General features: G+C 58.8%; 17 protein-coding genes and 1 pseudogene. 13 read left to right on the forward strand and 5 right to left on the reverse strand.

Annotated elements, in window-relative coordinates:
* Positions 1 to 58: 58 nt before the first annotated feature.
* From AC07UR_RS20495 to AC07UR_RS20530, 8 genes and pseudogenes are all read left to right on the forward strand, one after another.
* On the forward strand, positions 59 to 2,149 hold the full coding sequence (locus AC07UR_RS20495; protein ID WP_494700169.1) for a phage tail length tape measure family protein: 2,091 nt from the start codon (positions 59 to 61) through the stop codon (positions 2,147 to 2,149).
* 98 nt (positions 2,150 to 2,247) lie between these two features.
* Positions 2,248 to 2,766, forward strand: coding sequence for a hypothetical protein (locus AC07UR_RS20500; protein WP_494700170.1), 519 nt, complete (start codon positions 2,248 to 2,250; stop codon positions 2,764 to 2,766).
* On the forward strand, positions 2,763 to 3,407 hold the full coding sequence (locus tag AC07UR_RS20505) for a DUF2163 domain-containing protein (RefSeq protein ID WP_494700171.1): 645 nt from the start codon (positions 2,763 to 2,765) through the stop codon (positions 3,405 to 3,407). Before AC07UR_RS20500 ends, AC07UR_RS20505 begins: the two co-directional genes overlap by 4 nt.
* Positions 3,408 to 3,815 (forward strand): DUF6950 family protein, encoded by a 408-nt coding sequence (locus tag AC07UR_RS20510; RefSeq protein WP_494700172.1) that lies wholly within the window; start codon positions 3,408 to 3,410, stop codon positions 3,813 to 3,815. It abuts the gene before it with no gap.
* Positions 3,815 to 6,346, forward strand: a complete 2,532-nt coding sequence (locus tag AC07UR_RS20515; RefSeq protein WP_494700173.1) for a phage tail protein — start codon at positions 3,815 to 3,817, stop codon at positions 6,344 to 6,346. Before AC07UR_RS20510 ends, AC07UR_RS20515 begins: the two co-directional genes overlap by 1 nt.
* Positions 6,346 to 7,866, forward strand: a complete 1,521-nt coding sequence (locus tag AC07UR_RS20520; RefSeq protein ID WP_494700174.1) for a hypothetical protein — start codon at positions 6,346 to 6,348, stop codon at positions 7,864 to 7,866. The genes AC07UR_RS20515 and AC07UR_RS20520 overlap by 1 nt, the downstream gene beginning before the upstream one ends.
* A 12-nt stretch (positions 7,867 to 7,878) precedes the next feature.
* Positions 7,879 to 8,799, forward strand: a complete 921-nt coding sequence (locus AC07UR_RS20525) for a hypothetical protein (protein ID WP_494700175.1) — start codon at positions 7,879 to 7,881, stop codon at positions 8,797 to 8,799.
* Between the two features lie 272 nt (positions 8,800 to 9,071).
* A pseudogene (locus tag AC07UR_RS20530) lies at positions 9,072 to 9,341 on the forward strand (hypothetical protein); the annotation flags it as partial.
* Between the two features lie 285 nt (positions 9,342 to 9,626).
* Here AC07UR_RS20530 and AC07UR_RS20535 read toward each other — a convergent pair.
* On the reverse strand, positions 9,627 to 9,884 hold the full coding sequence (locus tag AC07UR_RS20535; RefSeq protein ID WP_494700176.1) for a nodulation protein: 258 nt from the start codon (positions 9,882 to 9,884) through the stop codon (positions 9,627 to 9,629).
* Positions 9,885 to 9,944: 60 nt separating this feature from the next.
* Here AC07UR_RS20535 and AC07UR_RS20540 point away from each other — a divergent pair, with 60 nt between their 5' ends.
* Complete coding sequence (locus AC07UR_RS20540) at positions 9,945 to 10,124, forward strand: hypothetical protein (protein ID WP_494700177.1); 180 nt, start codon at positions 9,945 to 9,947, stop codon at positions 10,122 to 10,124.
* 557 nt (positions 10,125 to 10,681) lie between these two features.
* On the opposite strand, the gene AC07UR_RS20545 is transcribed toward AC07UR_RS20540, so the two are convergent.
* A complete protein-coding gene (locus AC07UR_RS20545; RefSeq protein ID WP_494700178.1) occupies positions 10,682 to 10,936 on the reverse strand; it encodes a hypothetical protein in 255 nt (84 codons plus the stop codon).
* An 89-nt stretch (positions 10,937 to 11,025) separates the two neighbouring features.
* Here AC07UR_RS20545 and AC07UR_RS20550 point away from each other — a divergent pair, with 89 nt between their 5' ends.
* The 3 genes from AC07UR_RS20550 to AC07UR_RS20560 all read left to right on the forward strand — a co-directional run bounded on the left by AC07UR_RS20550 (position 11,026) and on the right by AC07UR_RS20560 (position 12,414).
* Positions 11,026 to 11,682, forward strand: coding sequence for a lysozyme (locus tag AC07UR_RS20550; RefSeq protein ID WP_494700179.1), 657 nt, complete (start codon positions 11,026 to 11,028; stop codon positions 11,680 to 11,682).
* A gap of 117 nt (positions 11,683 to 11,799) precedes the next feature.
* Positions 11,800 to 12,039 (forward strand): hypothetical protein, encoded by a 240-nt coding sequence (locus AC07UR_RS20555; protein ID WP_494700180.1) that lies wholly within the window; start codon positions 11,800 to 11,802, stop codon positions 12,037 to 12,039.
* Positions 12,040 to 12,414, forward strand: a complete 375-nt coding sequence (locus AC07UR_RS20560) for a DUF1515 family protein (RefSeq protein WP_494700181.1) — start codon at positions 12,040 to 12,042, stop codon at positions 12,412 to 12,414.
* A gap of 130 nt (positions 12,415 to 12,544) precedes the next feature.
* On the opposite strand, the gene AC07UR_RS20565 is transcribed toward AC07UR_RS20560, so the two are convergent.
* Positions 12,545 to 12,667 (reverse strand): hypothetical protein, encoded by a 123-nt coding sequence (locus tag AC07UR_RS20565; RefSeq protein WP_494700182.1) that lies wholly within the window; start codon positions 12,665 to 12,667, stop codon positions 12,545 to 12,547.
* Between the two features lie 1,219 nt (positions 12,668 to 13,886).
* Here AC07UR_RS20565 and AC07UR_RS20570 point away from each other — a divergent pair.
* The gene (locus AC07UR_RS20570) at positions 13,887 to 15,329 is read left to right on the forward strand and encodes a DUF1254 domain-containing protein (protein WP_494700183.1); all 1,443 of its coding nucleotides are present in this window, start codon (positions 13,887 to 13,889) and stop codon (positions 15,327 to 15,329) included.
* Between the two features lie 97 nt (positions 15,330 to 15,426).
* Here the strand turns inward: AC07UR_RS20570 and AC07UR_RS20575 are convergent, their stop codons facing one another.
* Both AC07UR_RS20575 and ku read right to left on the reverse strand, forming a co-directional pair.
* Positions 15,427 to 15,627 carry a hypothetical protein gene (locus AC07UR_RS20575; RefSeq protein ID WP_494700184.1) on the reverse strand — a complete coding sequence of 67 codons (201 nt, stop codon included), beginning with the start codon at positions 15,625 to 15,627 and terminating at the stop codon, positions 15,427 to 15,429.
* A 299-nt stretch (positions 15,628 to 15,926) separates the two neighbouring features.
* Entirely contained in the window at positions 15,927 to 16,718 is a 792-nt protein-coding gene (ku, locus tag AC07UR_RS20580; RefSeq protein ID WP_494700185.1) for a non-homologous end joining protein Ku, read from the reverse strand.
* Positions 16,719 to 16,720: the final 2 nt, after the last annotated feature.

Here is a 16,720-nt window from a genome sequence, read left to right on the forward strand (position 1 = left end):
TTCGTCCTCCGATTGAATCGGCGGGACGATAGCGCACGTTCTTTGAAAAGGAAAAGCCATGGCAGACGTTGCGACGCTTGGCCTGAAGGTCGAAAGCGGCTCGGTTGAAAAGGGAACGCAGGCGCTCAATCAGTTGTCCGGTGCGGCTGCCCGTGCAGAAGCCGCAGCGAATGGCCTGTCGGGTGCCAACCGTGGAGCGACCGGCGCTGCGGCGGCAGCCGCAAAGGCGTATGCGACCGAGGGATCCGCCGCAGCTTCCGCATCGAAGCAAATCGAGATGATGAACCGCGCGGCAAACCAGAACGGCAAGGGCGCAGGCGGTCGCGGAAACCTCGCGAACATTGCCGCCCAGTTCCAGGACATCGCGGTCAGCGCCCAGATGGATATGGGGCCAATGCAAATCGCGCTTCAACAGGGGACGCAGCTTGCGGCGGTGCTCGCCACGATGGAGAATCCCGTGAAGGGGCTCGGCCAGGCTTTCTTGTCGGTCCTTTCTCCTGTGAGCCTTGTAACTATCGGCCTCATCGCGCTTGTGGCAGCGCTGTTGCAGTTCGTGAATTGGTCGAAGCTCGCACAGTCCGCATTGAACGCGCTTGCTGACGTGCTTGAACCAATCGCACCCTACGCGGTGGCCGCAGCGGCGGCCCTGACGCTGATTTATGCGCCGGCGATTATCGGCGGCATCGTCACCTTGATTGCGTTTCTGGGTACGTTGGTTGTCCAACTCGGTATTCTGGCCGGCGCGTTCATCCTGGCTAACCCCGTCCTCGCGTTTGTAGCCGGTATAACTGCGGCTGTGGCTGCTGCGAACATTTTCCGCGACGAACTAACGCAGATCTTTGGCCGAGACATCGTTGCCGACGCTAAAGCAGGCGTGAACTTCATTATAGGTGCCTTTGTGGGCGGCTTTAACGGCATCAAGGCGATCTGGGGCATGCTTCCATCGGTTCTTGGTGACCTTGTCTATTCGACGGTTGCGGCTGTAATCGGCGCAATCGAAAGTATGATCAACAGCGCGATTGGTGGGATCAACAATCTCATCAACGAGGCGAAAATGGCTTCGCTCAAGATTGGGGTTCCGCTCAACGTCGACTTTGTCTCGGCGATCTCCATCGATAAACCGGAAAATCCTTATGCAGGGGCAGCCGGCAGGGCTGCTGGCAAGTTGTTTGAGGAGATGAAGGCAGCCAAAGGAATTGACTATGCCGGCAACGGTATCGAGGCCATCGGTGACTACGCCTCAGCGGCGGCCGGTAAGATCAAGGATCTCGCAAAAGGCCTGACAGAAGTTGACGCGAAGTCGAAGAAGCGGGCAGGCAAGAGCGACCTCGAAAAATACGATGACATCGTCAAGGGTGCAGAACGCCAGATCGCCGCGCTCGAGGCGGAGCGGGGCTCCCTCGGCTTGACGGCTGAAGCCGCGGCAGCGCTGCGGTACGAAACCCAGTTCTTGAACGAGGCGCAGCAGCGCGGCATCTCGCTCACTGACGCTCAGAAGAGCGAACTGTCTGCCCTTGCCCAGGTCATGGCCTCGGTTGAGGCCGAAACTGTTCGCATGGGCGAGGCGATCGAGTTCTCGAAGATGCTGACCCACAGCTTCTTCGACGACTTCTTCGCCGGGCTTGAGCGTGGCAAGTCGGTTTGGGAATCGTTCGGTGATGCAGCGCTCGGCGTGCTCGACCGGATCGCCGACAAGCTGCTGACCGACGTCATTGATGCTGTGTTCCAGGTTGGAAATGCCGGGAAGGGTGCTGGCGGCGGTGGCCTATTGGGGCTCCTCGGCGGCCTGTTCGGCGGCGGCAAAACTGCCATTGACCCATGGGCCGGTCTCCGAGGCTACGCGAGCGGCACATCTTCGGCGCGCCCAGGTGTCGCCTGGGTTGGTGAGAAGGGCCCAGAGCTAGTCCGGTTCAAGGGCGGGGAAGAAGTCGTTCCAAACCATCGCATTCAGCGGCCGGCTAATCAGAATGCTGGCAACACTGGTGGGGAAACGACCATCCATGCGCCGGTTAAGATCTCTATTGATGCTCGAGGAGCCGATCGGGAAGGCACTGCGCGCATCGAGCAGCAGATTGCCAAGCTGAGATCCGAGCTGCCGGGCGTGGTGGTGGACACGGTCAAGAATGCGCAGAAAAGGCGTGTGCTCTGATGACGATCACATTTCCTAGGACATTGCCTAGCGTCTCATGGGCAAGATGCGACCTCGCATTGAGTGATCCGGTTCGTGCAAGCGCCTCGGGTGCCCGATTGGTCAACTATACTCAGGTGGAAGACCCGGTGTGGACAGCGGAAATGGAGACGATCCAGGTTCGCTATGAAAAGTACTCCGAGATTGAGGCCTGGTGGCTGTCTCTACGTGAGGGCCTGCGCTCGGTGATGTTTCGACATCCGACACGTGGCTATCCAATGGCCCATCGGTTTGATCGTGCTCCCGCCGATAAATCAGGCAGTCTCCTCTCCGTCTCCGCTGGTAACGTTCTGGAGGTCTCAAGCGTAAACTCCGCGCTGGTTTTGTCGGCGGGCGATTTGGTCGGCCTCGAGAGGGCCGGCCGATTTTACATTGGACGAGTTACGGAGGCTTCCGGGACTGGCACGACACGCCAAATGACACTTGAGCCTCCGCCGTTCGGCAGCGTCGCTATAGCCGGAACAACGGTTCGGTTTGCCAATCCAGGACTTGTCATGCGGCCTGTTCCCGGAAGCTTTAGCGCGCCGCGTGAGGGGCTGTTCTGCGCCGCTACCTTCCAGTTGCGGGAAAGCCAATGACACTGTCACAAGAGGTTAAAGACCTTTACGACCAGGGTAGGATCTCGACGCGGCAGATGGTGCGCGTGACACTCGGGTCGGGCGTCTACGGCTTCATTGCCAGAAGGGAGCCTCTCGACTTTGCCGGCGTCACCTATCGGCCGTTTGGGTTGCTGGAAGTCTCGGAGATCGGGGGTGGCACCGGCACGGCGGCCGATGGCGGGTTCACGCTGCGCCTGGCCGAGAGCAAGGATGACGGGCTTACGCCGGCGGTTCTGACCCAGATCGAGAACGAAGACTACCGCGATCGGCCCGTCGTCGTTTACGACGCCCACTTTCATCCGGACACGCTTGCGCTGATCCAGATCGAGCCAGTCGCGCGGGGATATCTCGATATCATCGAGCACTATGCCGACGACACGCGCGGCTATTACCTCGAAGCGAAATGCGAGGGGCGGCAGCTCGACTACAGCCGTCGCAACGGTCGAAAGCGCACGCTCGTCGACCAACAGCGCCGAGATCCCGGCGATCGGTTCTTCGAACACGCGGCCACCGCCGGCCGCGTTGATATCGCATGGGGGCGGGTCGTTGGCTCGGCCGTGAACGCAGCCAAGAATGTCGCCGCCGGCGCGGCGCGAGCCTTAGGCTTCAAGGGGCTTTGAATGTCCAGACAATCCGGATGGGAAAAGCGCCTCAACGCGGTTGTGGCGAAGCACCAGGCGTTGCCCTCTGATTGGGGGATCTCCGATTGCTTCGTCATTCCCGATGATGCGGTCGAGGCGCTAACGGGTGCAGTGATGTATCCGAAGGCGCGAGGCTACCGGACAGAGGCGGGCGCCGCAAAGGCGCTGCGCCGACACGGCTTTGCCAATGTGCAGGACGCGTTCGCGGGCCGGTTCGCCGAGATCTCGCCAGTGATGGCGCAGCGGGGCGACATCGGCGTAATCGAGCGTGACGGCGCCTTTTCCGGCGGTGTCTTCACCGTCCTTGGTTTCATGACACGTGCCCATGGTGGCCTGGTCGAGTTCATTCCGGCAAGCGCCGTGACATCAGCTTTTAGGGTGGAATAATGGGCTTTCTTGCTCCGATCATCGGCGGCATCGTCAGCGCGATCGGCTCCATCGGCATCGTCGGCAAGATGGTGATTGCTGTCGGCCTTAACCTCATCGTTTCGAAGATGGAGGAGCGCCGCGCCAAGAAGAACCAGAGGCAGGTCGGTGGCGTCGAGTTCGAACGGCAGTATGGCGAGAACGTTAGCCGTCAGGTCGCATGTGGCCTCGTCGGTCTGGCGGGGCACGACACTTACGTCAACACCTATGGCGCGTCGAACAAGTATCTTGAGCAGGCCTATACGTTGGCTGATTTTCCGTGCGATGGGCTGTCGCGGATCTGGGCTGGCGGCGCGCTGCTGCCGCTTGAGGAAATCCTGCCCTCGATCCCGCACGCGAAAAGCTACCGCATCGTCAGCGGCACTTATGCCGGCCGGATGGTTTTTACCTTCTACGACGGCACCCAGACGACAGCCGACGCCCGCATGGTGGCAAACGCTAATCCGCCGGGCCGCTGGACGGCGGATCACATCGGCACGGGTATTGCCTGGATCAAGGTCGGTTTGACCTATGACAGCGAGCACCTTAGCCAATTTCCGGACTTCTTTTTCGAGATCCGCGGTGCCCGTCTCTATGACATCCGCAAGGATTCTACGGCTGGCGGATCTGGCCCCCATCGCTGGGGCGTCTACTCGACATATGTGTTCACCGAAAACCCCATCCTGTTCGAATACAACTATCGGCGCGGCTTCTCGGTCAACGACGACATGTTCTGCGGCATGGGGATGGATCCGGTGGATCTGCCGTTCGATCGCTATGCGACGGCGGCTAACATCTGCGACGAGGGCACGGATCATGGCAAGCGCTATCGCTGCTCGGTGATGTTTGATGCCGACGTCGACCACGGCGACAACATCGAGGCCGTCATGCGCGCTTGCGGCGGCATCGTCATCGACAGCGTCGAAGGTTCGTGGCCGCTGGTCGGAACCGATCAGCCGATCGTCGAGACATTCACCGATGACGACCTGGTTGCCGGGGAGCCGGTTCGGTATCAGCGCCGCCGCTCGATGGCGGATCTCGTCAACATCGTTTCGGGAACCTATCCGGAGCCTGCCAATATGTGGTCGCCGGCCGGCTACGATGTGCAGACGAATCCGGCCTATGTGGCGCTCGATCGCCGTACGCGCGACGTGCCGCTCGACTTCCCGACCGTGCCTTACAAGGCGCAGGCTAACCAGCTCGCATCGATCTACTTCAATGAGAACCGCTACGAGGCGACGAGCGACATCGTGCTTCGCCCTCGGTTCCAGACGATCAAGGCCGGTGATTGGGTCCGTTGGAATTCGGCTCGCTACGGTGACCGGGTCTATATGGTTCAAGGTCGGGCGATCCGCGCTCTGACCAGCGATGGCCCGCGTAACGTTGCCCTCTCGCTGCAGGAGCGCAACGGCGCGATCTATGACGGCGTTGGTGTGATCGCCCCGACTGTTCCGTTGCCGCCTGGTGAGCCGGTCTATCTGAACGAGCTGCAGGATTTCGCGGTGATCGCGGTCAAGGGTGTTGGCGCTGATGGCCGGTCTTATCCTGCCTTCCGGATCTCGTGGGCGCCGATCGCCGACCTGACGGTTACTGGCGTCACGTTCGAATACTGGATCAAGACGGAGCCGGCGAACAAGTTTTCCAAGCAGGCTTCGGCCGCCGACGGGACCGTGACCTTTATTCAGGAGGGCGTGCTTAGCCTTACCGACTATGATTTTCGTTACAAACTCGCAGCAGCTCGGCCGACCAACTGGACCGCGCCGATCACGGTGAAGTCGCTCGATGGCGGTAATGCGGATCTGGAGATAGGCCTTAGCCGCCTCGGGCAGGACGTCAAGAATCGCTTCGAGGAGCTGCAGACGGAAGTGGGTGATGTCTGGCGGCGCGTCGAAGAGGCGCTGACGGCGTTCTCGCTCGAAGGTGGGGTCGGCGAGATCAAGCGGCAGGAGCTTAGGGCCGAGATCGGCGGCTCGCTGGCACAGATCGTTGAAGAACGAAGAGTGCGGGCGACGCAGGACGAAGCGTTGGCGCAGCAATACACCGGCCTGTCGGCTACCGTCGCCACCAATCAGGCGCGTCTTTTCACGGAAGAGACAGCCAGAGCCAACGGCGACAGCGCTCTCGCATCGAGTATTACCGGCGTCAGCGCCGATCTGAACGGCCGGTTTGCCAATGGCCTGGTGAAGTTTGAGGCAGCAGCCGATCAGTCGGGTGTGAACCTGCGGTTCTCGGTCATGCTGCGCGCCAACCTTGGCGCGCAGTTCAAGGACAGCGGCTTTTACATCGAGCTTTACACCGAGGCCGGTGTGCTCAAATCACGCTTCGCCGTAAAGGCCGATCAGTTCGTCGTCTGGAATGGCGGATCGAATGCCTTCCTGCCGATCGTGATCGAGAACGGCGAATTGAAGCTCAACATTGCAAACATCGGCCTGGTTCGCTCCGGGCGGCTGCTCGCCCAGAACGGCAAGATGGACATCAATCTCAACAACGGCACGATCGAGATCTATAGCTGATGGTTCGCACAATGATTGGCGTCGACAGCACTGGCGCCGGCTGCATCAAGATCATGAAGAACAGCGCCGATGATCCGCGCACCACGCCTGACAGTGAGCGATGGAAGTTCCTCTACAACAGCAAACTCGGCATTCAGGCGAACTTGTGCGACATATGGGTGGTGAACACGTTCCAGCCCGGTAGTGGGGTCACATACTACCCTGCCGGCAGCAATGCGGCCACATTCACCTACATGTCCGTCACGGTTGCCCAAGGGACGCTTTGGGGTTTTCGAAACAGTGCATTCCCCACGCTCCGCTACAATGTCCCGCTGTTCGATGTGAAGGTGAAAAAGGGCGGCGGCAGCAACCGCTACAACCAACAGATGGTCGCCTGGAACGACAGCGGTGCGTATTACCGTGGCCAAGGTGGTTTCTACGTCGTAGGAAATTACGCCCAGCTTGGCTGGATGGAGAACATGGTTCTCAACAACAACCTCGGGAATTTTGCATACGGCACCCCGATCATCATCACGCCGAATGACGGCGGCGATGCCTTCAACAGGTTTCGGTCGCGCGACAAGCGACTGAACGTCTGGAACTTGCCAGGCAACAACGTCGCGCCGGATGACGCCCCCATTCTGGCGCCGAACGGGACGAAGACGATCAAGATCAGCTCCTCGGAGCTAAGGATCGCAAAGCCAGGCTACTCTGTTGATACCGCTACAGTGCAGCAGATGTCCTTTGACGCCAATCGGCTGCCTGTGAAGGTGATCGCAGCGGGTGACATCCTTCTTCCGGCGGGGGTGAGTTACTACGAGATCGGCATGCCCCTGCCAGACACCGTCGCGCTTGACGTTCATTTCTACGACAGCGCCACGGTGGCCTATCCGTCCAATCCGCAAGATCTCGACTTCGGCGCGGAGTATTGGTTCGACGGTAGCTTGATCGGGTTTGAGGCGACGAAGGCAATGCGCGCCCGCTTCATGCTTTATCTGGAAGACACGAGCCCGCCGACGGGTGGATCGAACAAGGTGCTGCGGCAGTTCACCGACGGCGGACAGGTGGTTCAACTTCTGCGCCCCGGCTCTGCCGACCCACCTGGTTGGGCCGATATTGTCATCGACAGCCGCTGGCCTCAGGTCCAGATCCTCGCGCAAGGGTACTTCAGCGTGCCGGCCGGCAACGGCGTGATCACGGATATCCCATTCGATGGGACAGGTATGTTCCCGATGGTGAAATACCTCACTCATCACGGCGCCGGCGATGGTTCAAGCATTGGACAGAGTAACCTGCCCATGTCGTGGACTGCGCTGTGGCGCCTGCCGTTCGTGAAGCGCCTTAAATACTTCTACAGCGGCCAAGCCCATGCGGGTGAAAGCACCTATTGCGAACTGACTTCGAACAACGCGCGGTTCTACACCTTCGCCGGCAATGTCGGCGACTACTACAATCGCGGTGATAGCCCCGGAACCTGGCGAACATCTGGCGCCTATGCGCCGATCGGTATCCGCTACTACATCTTCGGCATTCCAGCTTAGGAAACCCCAGACATGACCATCCCTTATGTATCGGGCACCGTTTCGGTGACCGCCGGCAACGCCGTGGTCACCGGTGTTGGAACAGGTTGGCAGACCGGCCTCGTCACAGGTGGAATGTTCGGCCTCGATAGCGCCAATGGAAACCCAGTTCCGATCCTCTCGATCGACAGCGACACACAGCTCACCCTCGCCAAACCGTGGCGCGGAACGACCGCTGCCGGGCAGGGTTACTGGATCATGCGCGACACGGCTTATGGGCAGCAGTCCGTCGCGAATGCCAACGCACTGGCGGCCATCATCAACGACCTGCGCAACCCGGCCGTGGCGGCTCTTGCCTCTATTTCTGCGCAGCTCGGCGCGGGTAAAGTCCCGCGCGGGTTGAGCGCCACCGTTATGGAGATGTTCTCCGTCTCCGACTTCACCAAGACGTTCCTCGATAAGGCTGACGCGGCGGCAGTGCGTGCAGTGCTCCAAGCACAGGCGGCCCTCGGCTTCACGCCGGTCCGGCAAGGCGGCGGCAGCGGCCAAGGCGGCAACACGGTAAACATGGGTTGGGATCCCGTGTTGGGACTGACGGGGCAAGTTGACTCTTCGCCGCTCGGCAAGTTTTGGATGGGCAGCGACATAGCGAGTGGATCAAGCTCAAACGCGCTTTGGGTGCGATACCCTGCGCCCAACTTCTTCATCCATCAAACGGCAACGGCTGTCATAAACACGGACCCCAATGGCTTCGCAACCATATCGATGCCGGTTTCCTTCACTCAGAACCAGTACGTCGTCATCGTGTGTAACGGGGACGCCAACATTCAAGCCGAGCCATCACTTCACGGAGCTAAATCGCCCGGATCATTTAACGTCGTTGTCATCCGGCCAAGTGGCCTTCCGCATGCGAACTCGGCCGCGCGCGTTGAATTTATGGCATTCGGGAGGTGATCATGGCGTACTTCGTATTGACCGACAATGACGGCAAGCCGCTCGCTTTTTTCAACACCCAGGTGCACGGCGGGCGCATGAGGGATGTCGTCGAGGATGTCGACGGTGAAGAGGTGGTCGCCGGAACCGAACCAAATCCGGATTGCACTATCCCTGATGCCGCTGTGGCAATTACCGAGGAACAGTGGTGCGAGTTGATGGAGTATCAGGGGCTTCGCAGGTTGATCGGTGGAGCGGTTGTCCGCTACGAACCGCCGCCGGTTCCGGTCACGCAGGATGACTACACCCTTGCCATTCAGGCGCACCTCGACGCTACGGCACGCGAACGGCAATATGACGGCATCCAGACGGCCATCACCTATCGCGACGATCCGAATCCGCTGTTTGCGGCCGAGGGCGAAGCGCTGTTCGCGTGGCGATCGGCTGTGTGGACTTATTCAACAGCCGAGCTGAAAAAGGTGATGGCCGGCGAGCGCGAGCAGCCTAGTGTCGAAGCGTTCATCGCTGAACTGCCTGAGTTCGTCTGGCCCATTGTCGCCTAAAGCGCTCTTGTCACAACCTGAGTCGCGACCGCGACCAGTATACCCGCCAAGGCGACGGCGGTTCCGTATCTCGCCACCTTCATCCGGCGCCAGCGCGCGCCATTCCAGTCATAGCCCATCGCTCGCTCCGTCACGGAAAGAACCGCAATCCTGAGAGCTGGATTGCGGTTCTGAGTTGCCGGCGGGGGTCAGGGGCGGCGGCAACTGACGAGAGCATGCCGCTCACACGTTAAGTGAACATTGCGAACCGGGCGCACCTTTTCACTACTGAAAATCTACTGGTGGTCAGCGAACCGTTCGCGGGCTTACGCTAGCCAGCATCCTGACGATGTCGTCCTCCAGTTGCTGACAGAGTACTTCATATTCCTCTAGCGTTTCGGGATCCGGTGTCCGTTGCTCGCGCAGTTCATCTCGGCTCAGTACTGCGACACCGTAGGCTTCCATCAACTCATTGATTGCCTCGAAGTTGGCGTCGGAAATCTTCTTCCGATGTGCCGGCAGGCGCATCATCATCCGTGCTCGCCCGACCTTCTCGAAGTCCATCACCCGATCCTCAGTCTGTCGACTGAGAAGATTGTCCCTCTCCAAAATGAAAGTTGCAACATGAACATGAACCGACGCATCAACCCGGCGGGCCTTGCTCGTCAAACAGTGGAAAGGCCTGACGTTGTGACCGCCGCGTACTTTGAAGATTTCTCAGTGTTTGCCTACTTGCACGGCCTTGGATCGGGCCACTTTCGTGCGGAGACGGCAGGCCAGACATTGGTGATCGGAATGCTGTGAGTCGAATCCAGGAGCAGGATTACCTCTTCTTCAATCGCTCTGCTTGCCACCTCGTACTCGAATAGAAGCCTCTGGTCCGGCTGTTCTGGCTCTCGTAGTTCTTCCAACCGTTCAGCTGCGAGTGCGTAGGCCTCGAAAAGGTCATTCAGCTCCGCCGAACAGATCCCTGCTTCAAGCGCGTTTCGAAACTTCGGCAGTCTTACCCGCAGACGCCGACGTCCTAGTTCCCTGAGTTTTTGCATTTTTCTCTCCCTCTGAGTGCAGGCTAAGATGGTGCCGCCAAGGATGAGTTAAGCCGAATATTCAATTGCGAGAGATCTCGCCATTAGGCCAACAAGGCAAAGTCATGATTGCAAGCATCAATGCGTCTGATAAACAATCTCATCAGACGCGTCGCGGCGCTGGCGCCCCACGCAACTAAAGCGCCCTGGTAACGATCTGCGTTGCGACCGCGACAAGTAGACCCGCCAAGGCGACGGCGGTTCCGAATCTCGCTGTATTCATCCGGCGCTCGCACGCCATCCCGATCAAATTTGATGGATTTGCGCATCAGCACTTCATTGAACCAGTCGCGGACCGACGCGCTCGATGAGCTGAATGGCGTCGTCTTCCATCCCTTGGCACAGTTCATCGTACTGAGCGATCAAATCTCTCCGAATTCTCCGCGCGCGCAACTCGTCACGTTTGACCACTGCGCGACCGTAATTTTCCAAGAGATCGCATAAAAGGGCGAGTTTAAGGTGGGCCAATTGCCGCCGATGATTTGGCAGCCGGACCATCATTCGAGCGCGACCGATCCTTTCGTAATCCATCTTCCACCTCTAACCCCAGTCGTCGCGACGTGATCGCCGCGACGAAAGTTTGGCGTTTCCAACCCTAATTTAGCAAAAAGGTTCCAACCATGAATGAACGACGCATCAACGCGGCGGGCCTTGCGCTCGTCAAACAATGGGAAGGCCTGAAGACGAAGGCCTATCAAGACGTGGCCGACGTCTGGACGATTGGTTATGGCCACACCAGCGCTGCTGGCGCGCCGGTGGTGAAGCCGAACATGGTGATCACTGAGGCCCGCGCCGAGGAGATCCTGCGCGACGATCTCGCCAAGTTTGAGGAGCGGGTCGCTCGCCTCGTCAAGGTGCCGCTGACTGACAACCAGCACGCCGTGCTCGTGTCCTTCGACTTCAACACCGGCAAGCTCCACTCGTCGACTCTGCTGAAGAAGCTGAACGCCGGCGATTACGACGCCGTGCCGCTGGAACTGATGAAGTGGGTCAATGCCGGCGGCAGGCGGGTGAAGGGTCTTGTCAATCGTCGCGCGGCCGAGGCTGGTTTTTGGGCCAAGGGCGAGTTTGTTTCCAGCAACACCGTGCCGGCCGCCCCAAAGGCCCCCGATGTGGTGACGAAGGAGAACGTCAGTTGGGCCGCCGGCATCCTATCGACGATCGCCTTTGCCTTCACCGGCAATGGACCGCTGCAGTGGGCGTTGGCCGGGATCCTCGTCGCAGCCTTCGCGATCGGCGCATTCCTCTTCATCCGCAAGCGGTTCGACCCGGCATGATCGCCTGGCCGAAGATCCTCGGCGGCGCGCTTGTGCTCGCAGCCATCACCTGGACCATCCTCGAGCTCCGTGCGAACGGCGCCCGCTCCGTCACCCGTGCAATCGAAAGGCAAAACAATGCGGCGGCACATTCCGCGGGCGATGCTCGCTCTGACTATGACACTTGTCCTGACGGGTTGTGGGACTTCAGCGCCAGCAAATGTCGGCGGCCTGCGGCGAGTCGTCGGAACTGACCTGGTCGGCGCGCGCGGGGCGACACCGGCAGATCAGCGGCAGATAGACAGGACGGTCGTCGGTCTCTGCGCCGGGGGCGTCTGGACGAAGGCGGAATGCACGAGGCATGGGGAAGGGCGCTAGATGGCGGCTACAGAGACAACGGCTACAGTCCATCGCCAACTTGGCGAACTGACGGCGGGAATGCGCGCCTTGCAGGACACCTTGCGTCGGATCGAAGAGGGCGCCGACCGTGCGGAGGACAAGGCGACTGAAAGCCGTGCTGCTGTCCACCGTCGCATGGATGAGCTTGTCGGTCGCGTCGGTCACCTCGAAACCTCCACAGCAACGATTGTCGCGGACGTCGCCGAAATGAAGCCGGTCACGGATGACGTGAAGCGGTGGAAGCTGATGGGCATCGGCGCCCTCGGCGTGACCGGGATTGCGGCGATGGCATTGGGTGTTAGCTTCGCCGAGGCTATCCGGCGCATCGTGCTCGCCATCATCGGCAAGGTGTGATCGGGTTTGCCGGGAACCACTTTAAGGAGGCCAATCGATCGAAGGTGGGCGGTTTGCAGTTCGCAAGAGCCCTTTAATGCAAGGCGCTCACAATTAGTCTTCGACGCTGGGCCTCATTAAAAGCGGCTCGTTACATTGCAGCCATATTTTCAGTAAGCCGTTCACTTTTGAGCATGTTGTCGATGGCCATAACGAAGATTTCGAGTATTTCTTCGTCGCTGAGGGTTGCAGCAGTTTCCTCTGGAGTATCCATGATCGGTCCTCAACCAGGAACGTCATAATAGGCCTCGCGCTTGCCTCGCGCCAGATGCAGAATTGCTAGGGGGCAGTTCGCCGAAAAGCTCCGCGGCATAGTTTTCGTCGTCGTCGGCAAGGTTTGAATACGCTCGCCAAATATTGGGTGAGTGTATATACTAGAGGTATTGCTGTTCGGCGGCCTTCCCCCACAGAATGAAGAAGGTCGCCTTTTTCACGCTTCAGATGCAACTAGTTCAGTGCATTTGTTCCGGTTCGCGGCTGCGGCCCTCGAGATGGACTAGTTGGGCAGGTCCGCCTGCAGAACCAGCGTCCGCACTCGGTTAAAGCGACTTCATCGGTGTTGCCCAACCTGAATTCATCCATCAGGAACTTTGCGAGCCTGCCAGCGCGATTATCAATGCGCGGGATCCTCGCTTCGAAGCAGATGCGATCGAAGATCCTTTGTAGAGTTTCGATCTGTTCGGGTGCAAATTCAAAGCCTGACTGGTCAAAGTGAATAGCCATAAAGACCTCCCTCTTTCGAGCTACCGCCTTCACCGAAGGGACAAAGATAGCGTGTCTTCCACTTGGCTCCAAGTGAGCAAAAGTAGAGAGATTTAATGGTAGGACTGCCGGTGGTGGCAGCGAAATACCGCGCGGGGGCCGAAGTGTTGACAGTGGTCTATCGGAGACTGCCTGCCGTCCGCGGGGTTCCCGAAAAACGCGCAGCGACGGCGCGGGGCGGAGCTTCGCCGAAGCGATACGACGCATCGTGTTTGTCATCGTCGGCAAGGTGTAATGTGACATCCAGCCGACTCCGGCATATAATGGATGTTCGATGACCTTAATTGCGGCCTTCCTTACGCACACTCATCGTCAATGGGAGGCCGCTTTTTCGTCTCAGGATGTCAGCGCGATCGCCGCGATCCACGCGCAAAGCGCTAGCAACAGCCATATCCTCGCGTGTCGGAACCGCCTCCTGCGTGCACCTTCCCAGTCGTACATCATGCCCTCCTCTCGGGCGGCGGATAGTGGGCTGATTTCCCCAAACGGAAAAGCCTTCCTAAAATCGATTCACAAGTTAGCGCACGTCTCTATCGGGCTCGTCCATGCACGCTTTGATAGGATTTCTCTGTTCGAACCAGGCCGTTTACCACGCTAAGTTTCGGATTCGATTTCTCTCCCGCCATGAGTTAGCATCTCGTCGCTAATACACATCCTGTTCGGAGGGGAACATGAATATTTCGCGTCGGGCATTTACGACATCGACCTGTGCGGGACTAGCCATGGGGATGATAGCGGGACCCGCTGTTGCGCAGGACGGATCGATTGGCGACGAGTTGCTGGGACGGACAGACTTCTGGACAGCCCTTGAAGCCTACATTTATGCCTATCCGTTAGTCACCATGGAGTACACCCGGCGAGTGATCACGAACGTTGCCGAACCCAAAGGCACGAAGGCGCCGATGGGCCAAATTGGTCGCCTGCGTGCCTACCCCGATGCCTCTTTCCGCGACGTGACAGCTCCCAACGCAGATACTCTCTACACCTATGCGTTCTTCGATGTCGCCAAGGAACCCTATGTCTTGAGTCTTCCAAATCTGGGGGATCGCTACGCGCTTTTCCCGATGCTTGACGGCTGGACCAATGTCTTTGAAGTACCCGGAAAGAGAACAACGGGAACGGGTGCGCAGTTATATGCGATCACCGGTCCGGGATGGACGGGGACGCTGCCTGAAGGCGTGACCGAGTTCAAATCACCCACCAGCATGGTGTGGCTGCTCGGCCGTATCTATTGCACCGGAACGCCTGAGGACTATGCCGAAGTCCACAAGCTCCAGGATGAGGTGAAGCTCGTTCCCTTGAGTGGCTTCGGGACCGACTACACACCACCTGCCGGCAAGACCGATCCAGCGATCGATATGAAGACCGCAGTTCGTGAGCAGGTCAATGCGCTGGATGCAGTCGCCTACTTCAAGCTGTTCTGCGAACTGCTAAAGACCAATCCTCCGGCTGCGGCCGATGCCCCATTGTTGGAGCGGTTGGCCACCATAGGGATCGTTCCCGGCAAGGATTTCGACGAGAGCAAACTCGATGTCGTGCTCCAGAAGCGACTCCCACAGATCGCGTACGCGCGAATTATGTTGCACTTCAAAGATAGTGGTGGCGACGTCGAGGATATCAATGGATGGGCATACACGACGAAAACCGGTCTCTACGGTACGGATTATGTGCAACGCGCTCTAATCACGGCCATCGGACTTGGCGCCAATCGTCCGCAGGATGCAATTTATCCTACGAGTACAAAGTCTGGCAGTGGTCTTCTTGCTCGCGACTATAACGGCTCCGAAAACTATGTGATCAACTTTGCCAAGGGACATCTGCCCCCGGTAAACGGATTCTGGTCGATCACGATGTATGACGCGGGATACTTCTTCGTGGATAACCCGCTGAACCGCTATTCAATCAGTGCCCGTCAGGCCCTGAAAGCCAATGCTGACGGGTCGACCGATATCTACATCCAGCACGAGTCTCCCGGCGCAGACAAAGAGTCGAACTGGCTGCCTGCCCCCAAAGGTAAGTTTATCCTGATGATGCGGCTGTACTGGCCGAAGGAAGGAAACCCATCAATCCTCGACGGATCGTGGGTTTTGCCCGCGGCGACAAAGACGGATTGACGAGCAGTGAATCGGCCGTAAATTTAGCTGCCGGGTACACATTGCGATTGCGGCCTCCATTGCGGAGGCCGCTTTTTTGTGGACCAGCCATCCCCTCTCAACTAGCCATCAGCTTCAGCGCATTTTCATCGTGAATCCCGCTTTGGAATAGGCTGATCAGCCGCGCCGCGAGTTCGACGGCTTCCTCGCTATCGACGGCGAGGTTTCTTTCCTGGACCATTTCCCGGAAGATACATTCTATCTGTTTGAAGTCGTCAGGCGTAATAATCTCTCTGCGAGATCCAACCGCATTGCTCATAGCCCTAATCCCAGCCGGCCTGGGGGATAGGCCGACGTTTGCCCAGCATAGAGTATGCGCTTTTGTTGCGGGGATTACACTGGAAATTGTGCGGGGTCATACGCGTGGACGGGAGGGCTGTTTCCTTCTCTACGCCGAAAAATTCCGGATCATCGACGATATAATCGAAGACATCTCCATACTCGAGGTCGAGCCTTTCATGGACTAGCGCCCAGTGGGCGCCGTCGGGAGATCAAGTGCGCCGACTTCGGCCATCACGTCGCGCACTTCTTCCTTGGTGGGGCGCGGGTTCTGCATCATCAACCTCGGCTTCCCTTTTGGCCTTCGAGGCTCTTCTTCAGCGCAGTCATGATGTCGACCACGTTATCCTTCCTCGGCTCAATCTTGCGCTTGCCCTTGGGCTTGAGCGTCTTTTTCTTCTCGGCGATCAGTTCCAGCATGCGATCCTGAATGGGATCGGTGATCGGCTCCCATTTCTTGGTCTGCGCCTTGATCAGCTGCTTCATAAGGGGCGCGAGTCCACCCTCTGGTTTTGCCTTGATGTTGGAGAAGTATTCCTCCTCGGGCCTTACCTCGTCACCATAGCGGAGCGTCCAGAGTACGATGCCTTCACCGCGGGGCTCAAGCATCACGGCTCGTTCTCTCTGACCGAATACGAGGCGGGAAATCCCAACCACGTTCTCTGCGCGCATGGCGTCGCGGATGACAGCGAAGGCGTCTTCGCCGACCTTGTCGTTCGGTACCAGGTAGTGCGGCTTTTCAAGCCAGATCCATTCGATGGAATCGCGGGGCGTGAACATGTCTATCTCGATTGTCCGGACACTTTCGAGGGCTACGGCGTCCAGTTCCTCTTGCTCGAGCATAATGAAATCGCCTTCGGCACGCTCGTAACCTTTGACCTGGTCGTCCGGGTCAACCTCCTTGCCGGTGACATTGTCGACGAAGCGAGATGCTATGCGATTGCCGGTCGCGCGGTTCATGGTGTGAAAGCGCACCTTCTCGGTATCGCTTGTGGCGGGGGAGAGGGCGACTGGGCAGGTGACCAGCGAAAGTTTCAGATAGCCCTTCCAGTATGGTTTGACGGCTGCCATGG

This window comes from Ensifer sp. GW821-FHT05G01 (assembly GCF_059419585.1).

What these genes read in the sequence shown, in the direction of transcription:
- AC07UR_RS20495 (WP_494700169.1), top strand. Translation starts at nt 59, where the DNA reads ATGGCAGACGTTGCGACGCTTGGCCTGAAGGTCGAAAGCGGCTCGGTT.
- AC07UR_RS20505 (WP_494700171.1), top strand. Translation starts at nt 2,763, where the DNA reads ATGACACTGTCACAAGAGGTTAAAGACCTTTACGACCAGGGTAGGATC.
- AC07UR_RS20510 (WP_494700172.1), top strand. Translation starts at nt 3,408, where the DNA reads ATGTCCAGACAATCCGGATGGGAAAAGCGCCTCAACGCGGTTGTGGCG.
- AC07UR_RS20515 (WP_494700173.1), top strand. Translation starts at nt 3,815, where the DNA reads ATGGGCTTTCTTGCTCCGATCATCGGCGGCATCGTCAGCGCGATCGGC.
- AC07UR_RS20520 (WP_494700174.1), top strand. Translation starts at nt 6,346, where the DNA reads ATGGTTCGCACAATGATTGGCGTCGACAGCACTGGCGCCGGCTGCATC.
- AC07UR_RS20525 (WP_494700175.1), top strand. Translation starts at nt 7,879, where the DNA reads ATGACCATCCCTTATGTATCGGGCACCGTTTCGGTGACCGCCGGCAAC.
- AC07UR_RS20535 (WP_494700176.1), bottom strand. Translation starts at nt 9,884, where the DNA reads ATGGACTTCGAGAAGGTCGGGCGAGCACGGATGATGATGCGCCTGCCG.
- AC07UR_RS20540 (WP_494700177.1), top strand. Translation starts at nt 9,945, where the DNA reads ATGAACATGAACCGACGCATCAACCCGGCGGGCCTTGCTCGTCAAACA.
- AC07UR_RS20545 (WP_494700178.1), bottom strand. Translation starts at nt 10,936, where the DNA reads ATGGATTACGAAAGGATCGGTCGCGCTCGAATGATGGTCCGGCTGCCA.
- AC07UR_RS20550 (WP_494700179.1), top strand. Translation starts at nt 11,026, where the DNA reads ATGAATGAACGACGCATCAACGCGGCGGGCCTTGCGCTCGTCAAACAA.
- AC07UR_RS20555 (WP_494700180.1), top strand. Translation starts at nt 11,800, where the DNA reads ATGCGGCGGCACATTCCGCGGGCGATGCTCGCTCTGACTATGACACTT.
- AC07UR_RS20560 (WP_494700181.1), top strand. Translation starts at nt 12,040, where the DNA reads ATGGCGGCTACAGAGACAACGGCTACAGTCCATCGCCAACTTGGCGAA.
- AC07UR_RS20565 (WP_494700182.1), bottom strand. Translation starts at nt 12,667, where the DNA reads ATGGATACTCCAGAGGAAACTGCTGCAACCCTCAGCGACGAAGAAATA.
- AC07UR_RS20570 (WP_494700183.1), top strand. Translation starts at nt 13,887, where the DNA reads ATGAATATTTCGCGTCGGGCATTTACGACATCGACCTGTGCGGGACTA.
- AC07UR_RS20575 (WP_494700184.1), bottom strand. Translation starts at nt 15,627, where the DNA reads ATGAGCAATGCGGTTGGATCTCGCAGAGAGATTATTACGCCTGACGAC.
- ku (WP_494700185.1), bottom strand. Translation starts at nt 16,718, where the DNA reads ATGGCAGCCGTCAAACCATACTGGAAGGGCTATCTGAAACTTTCGCTG.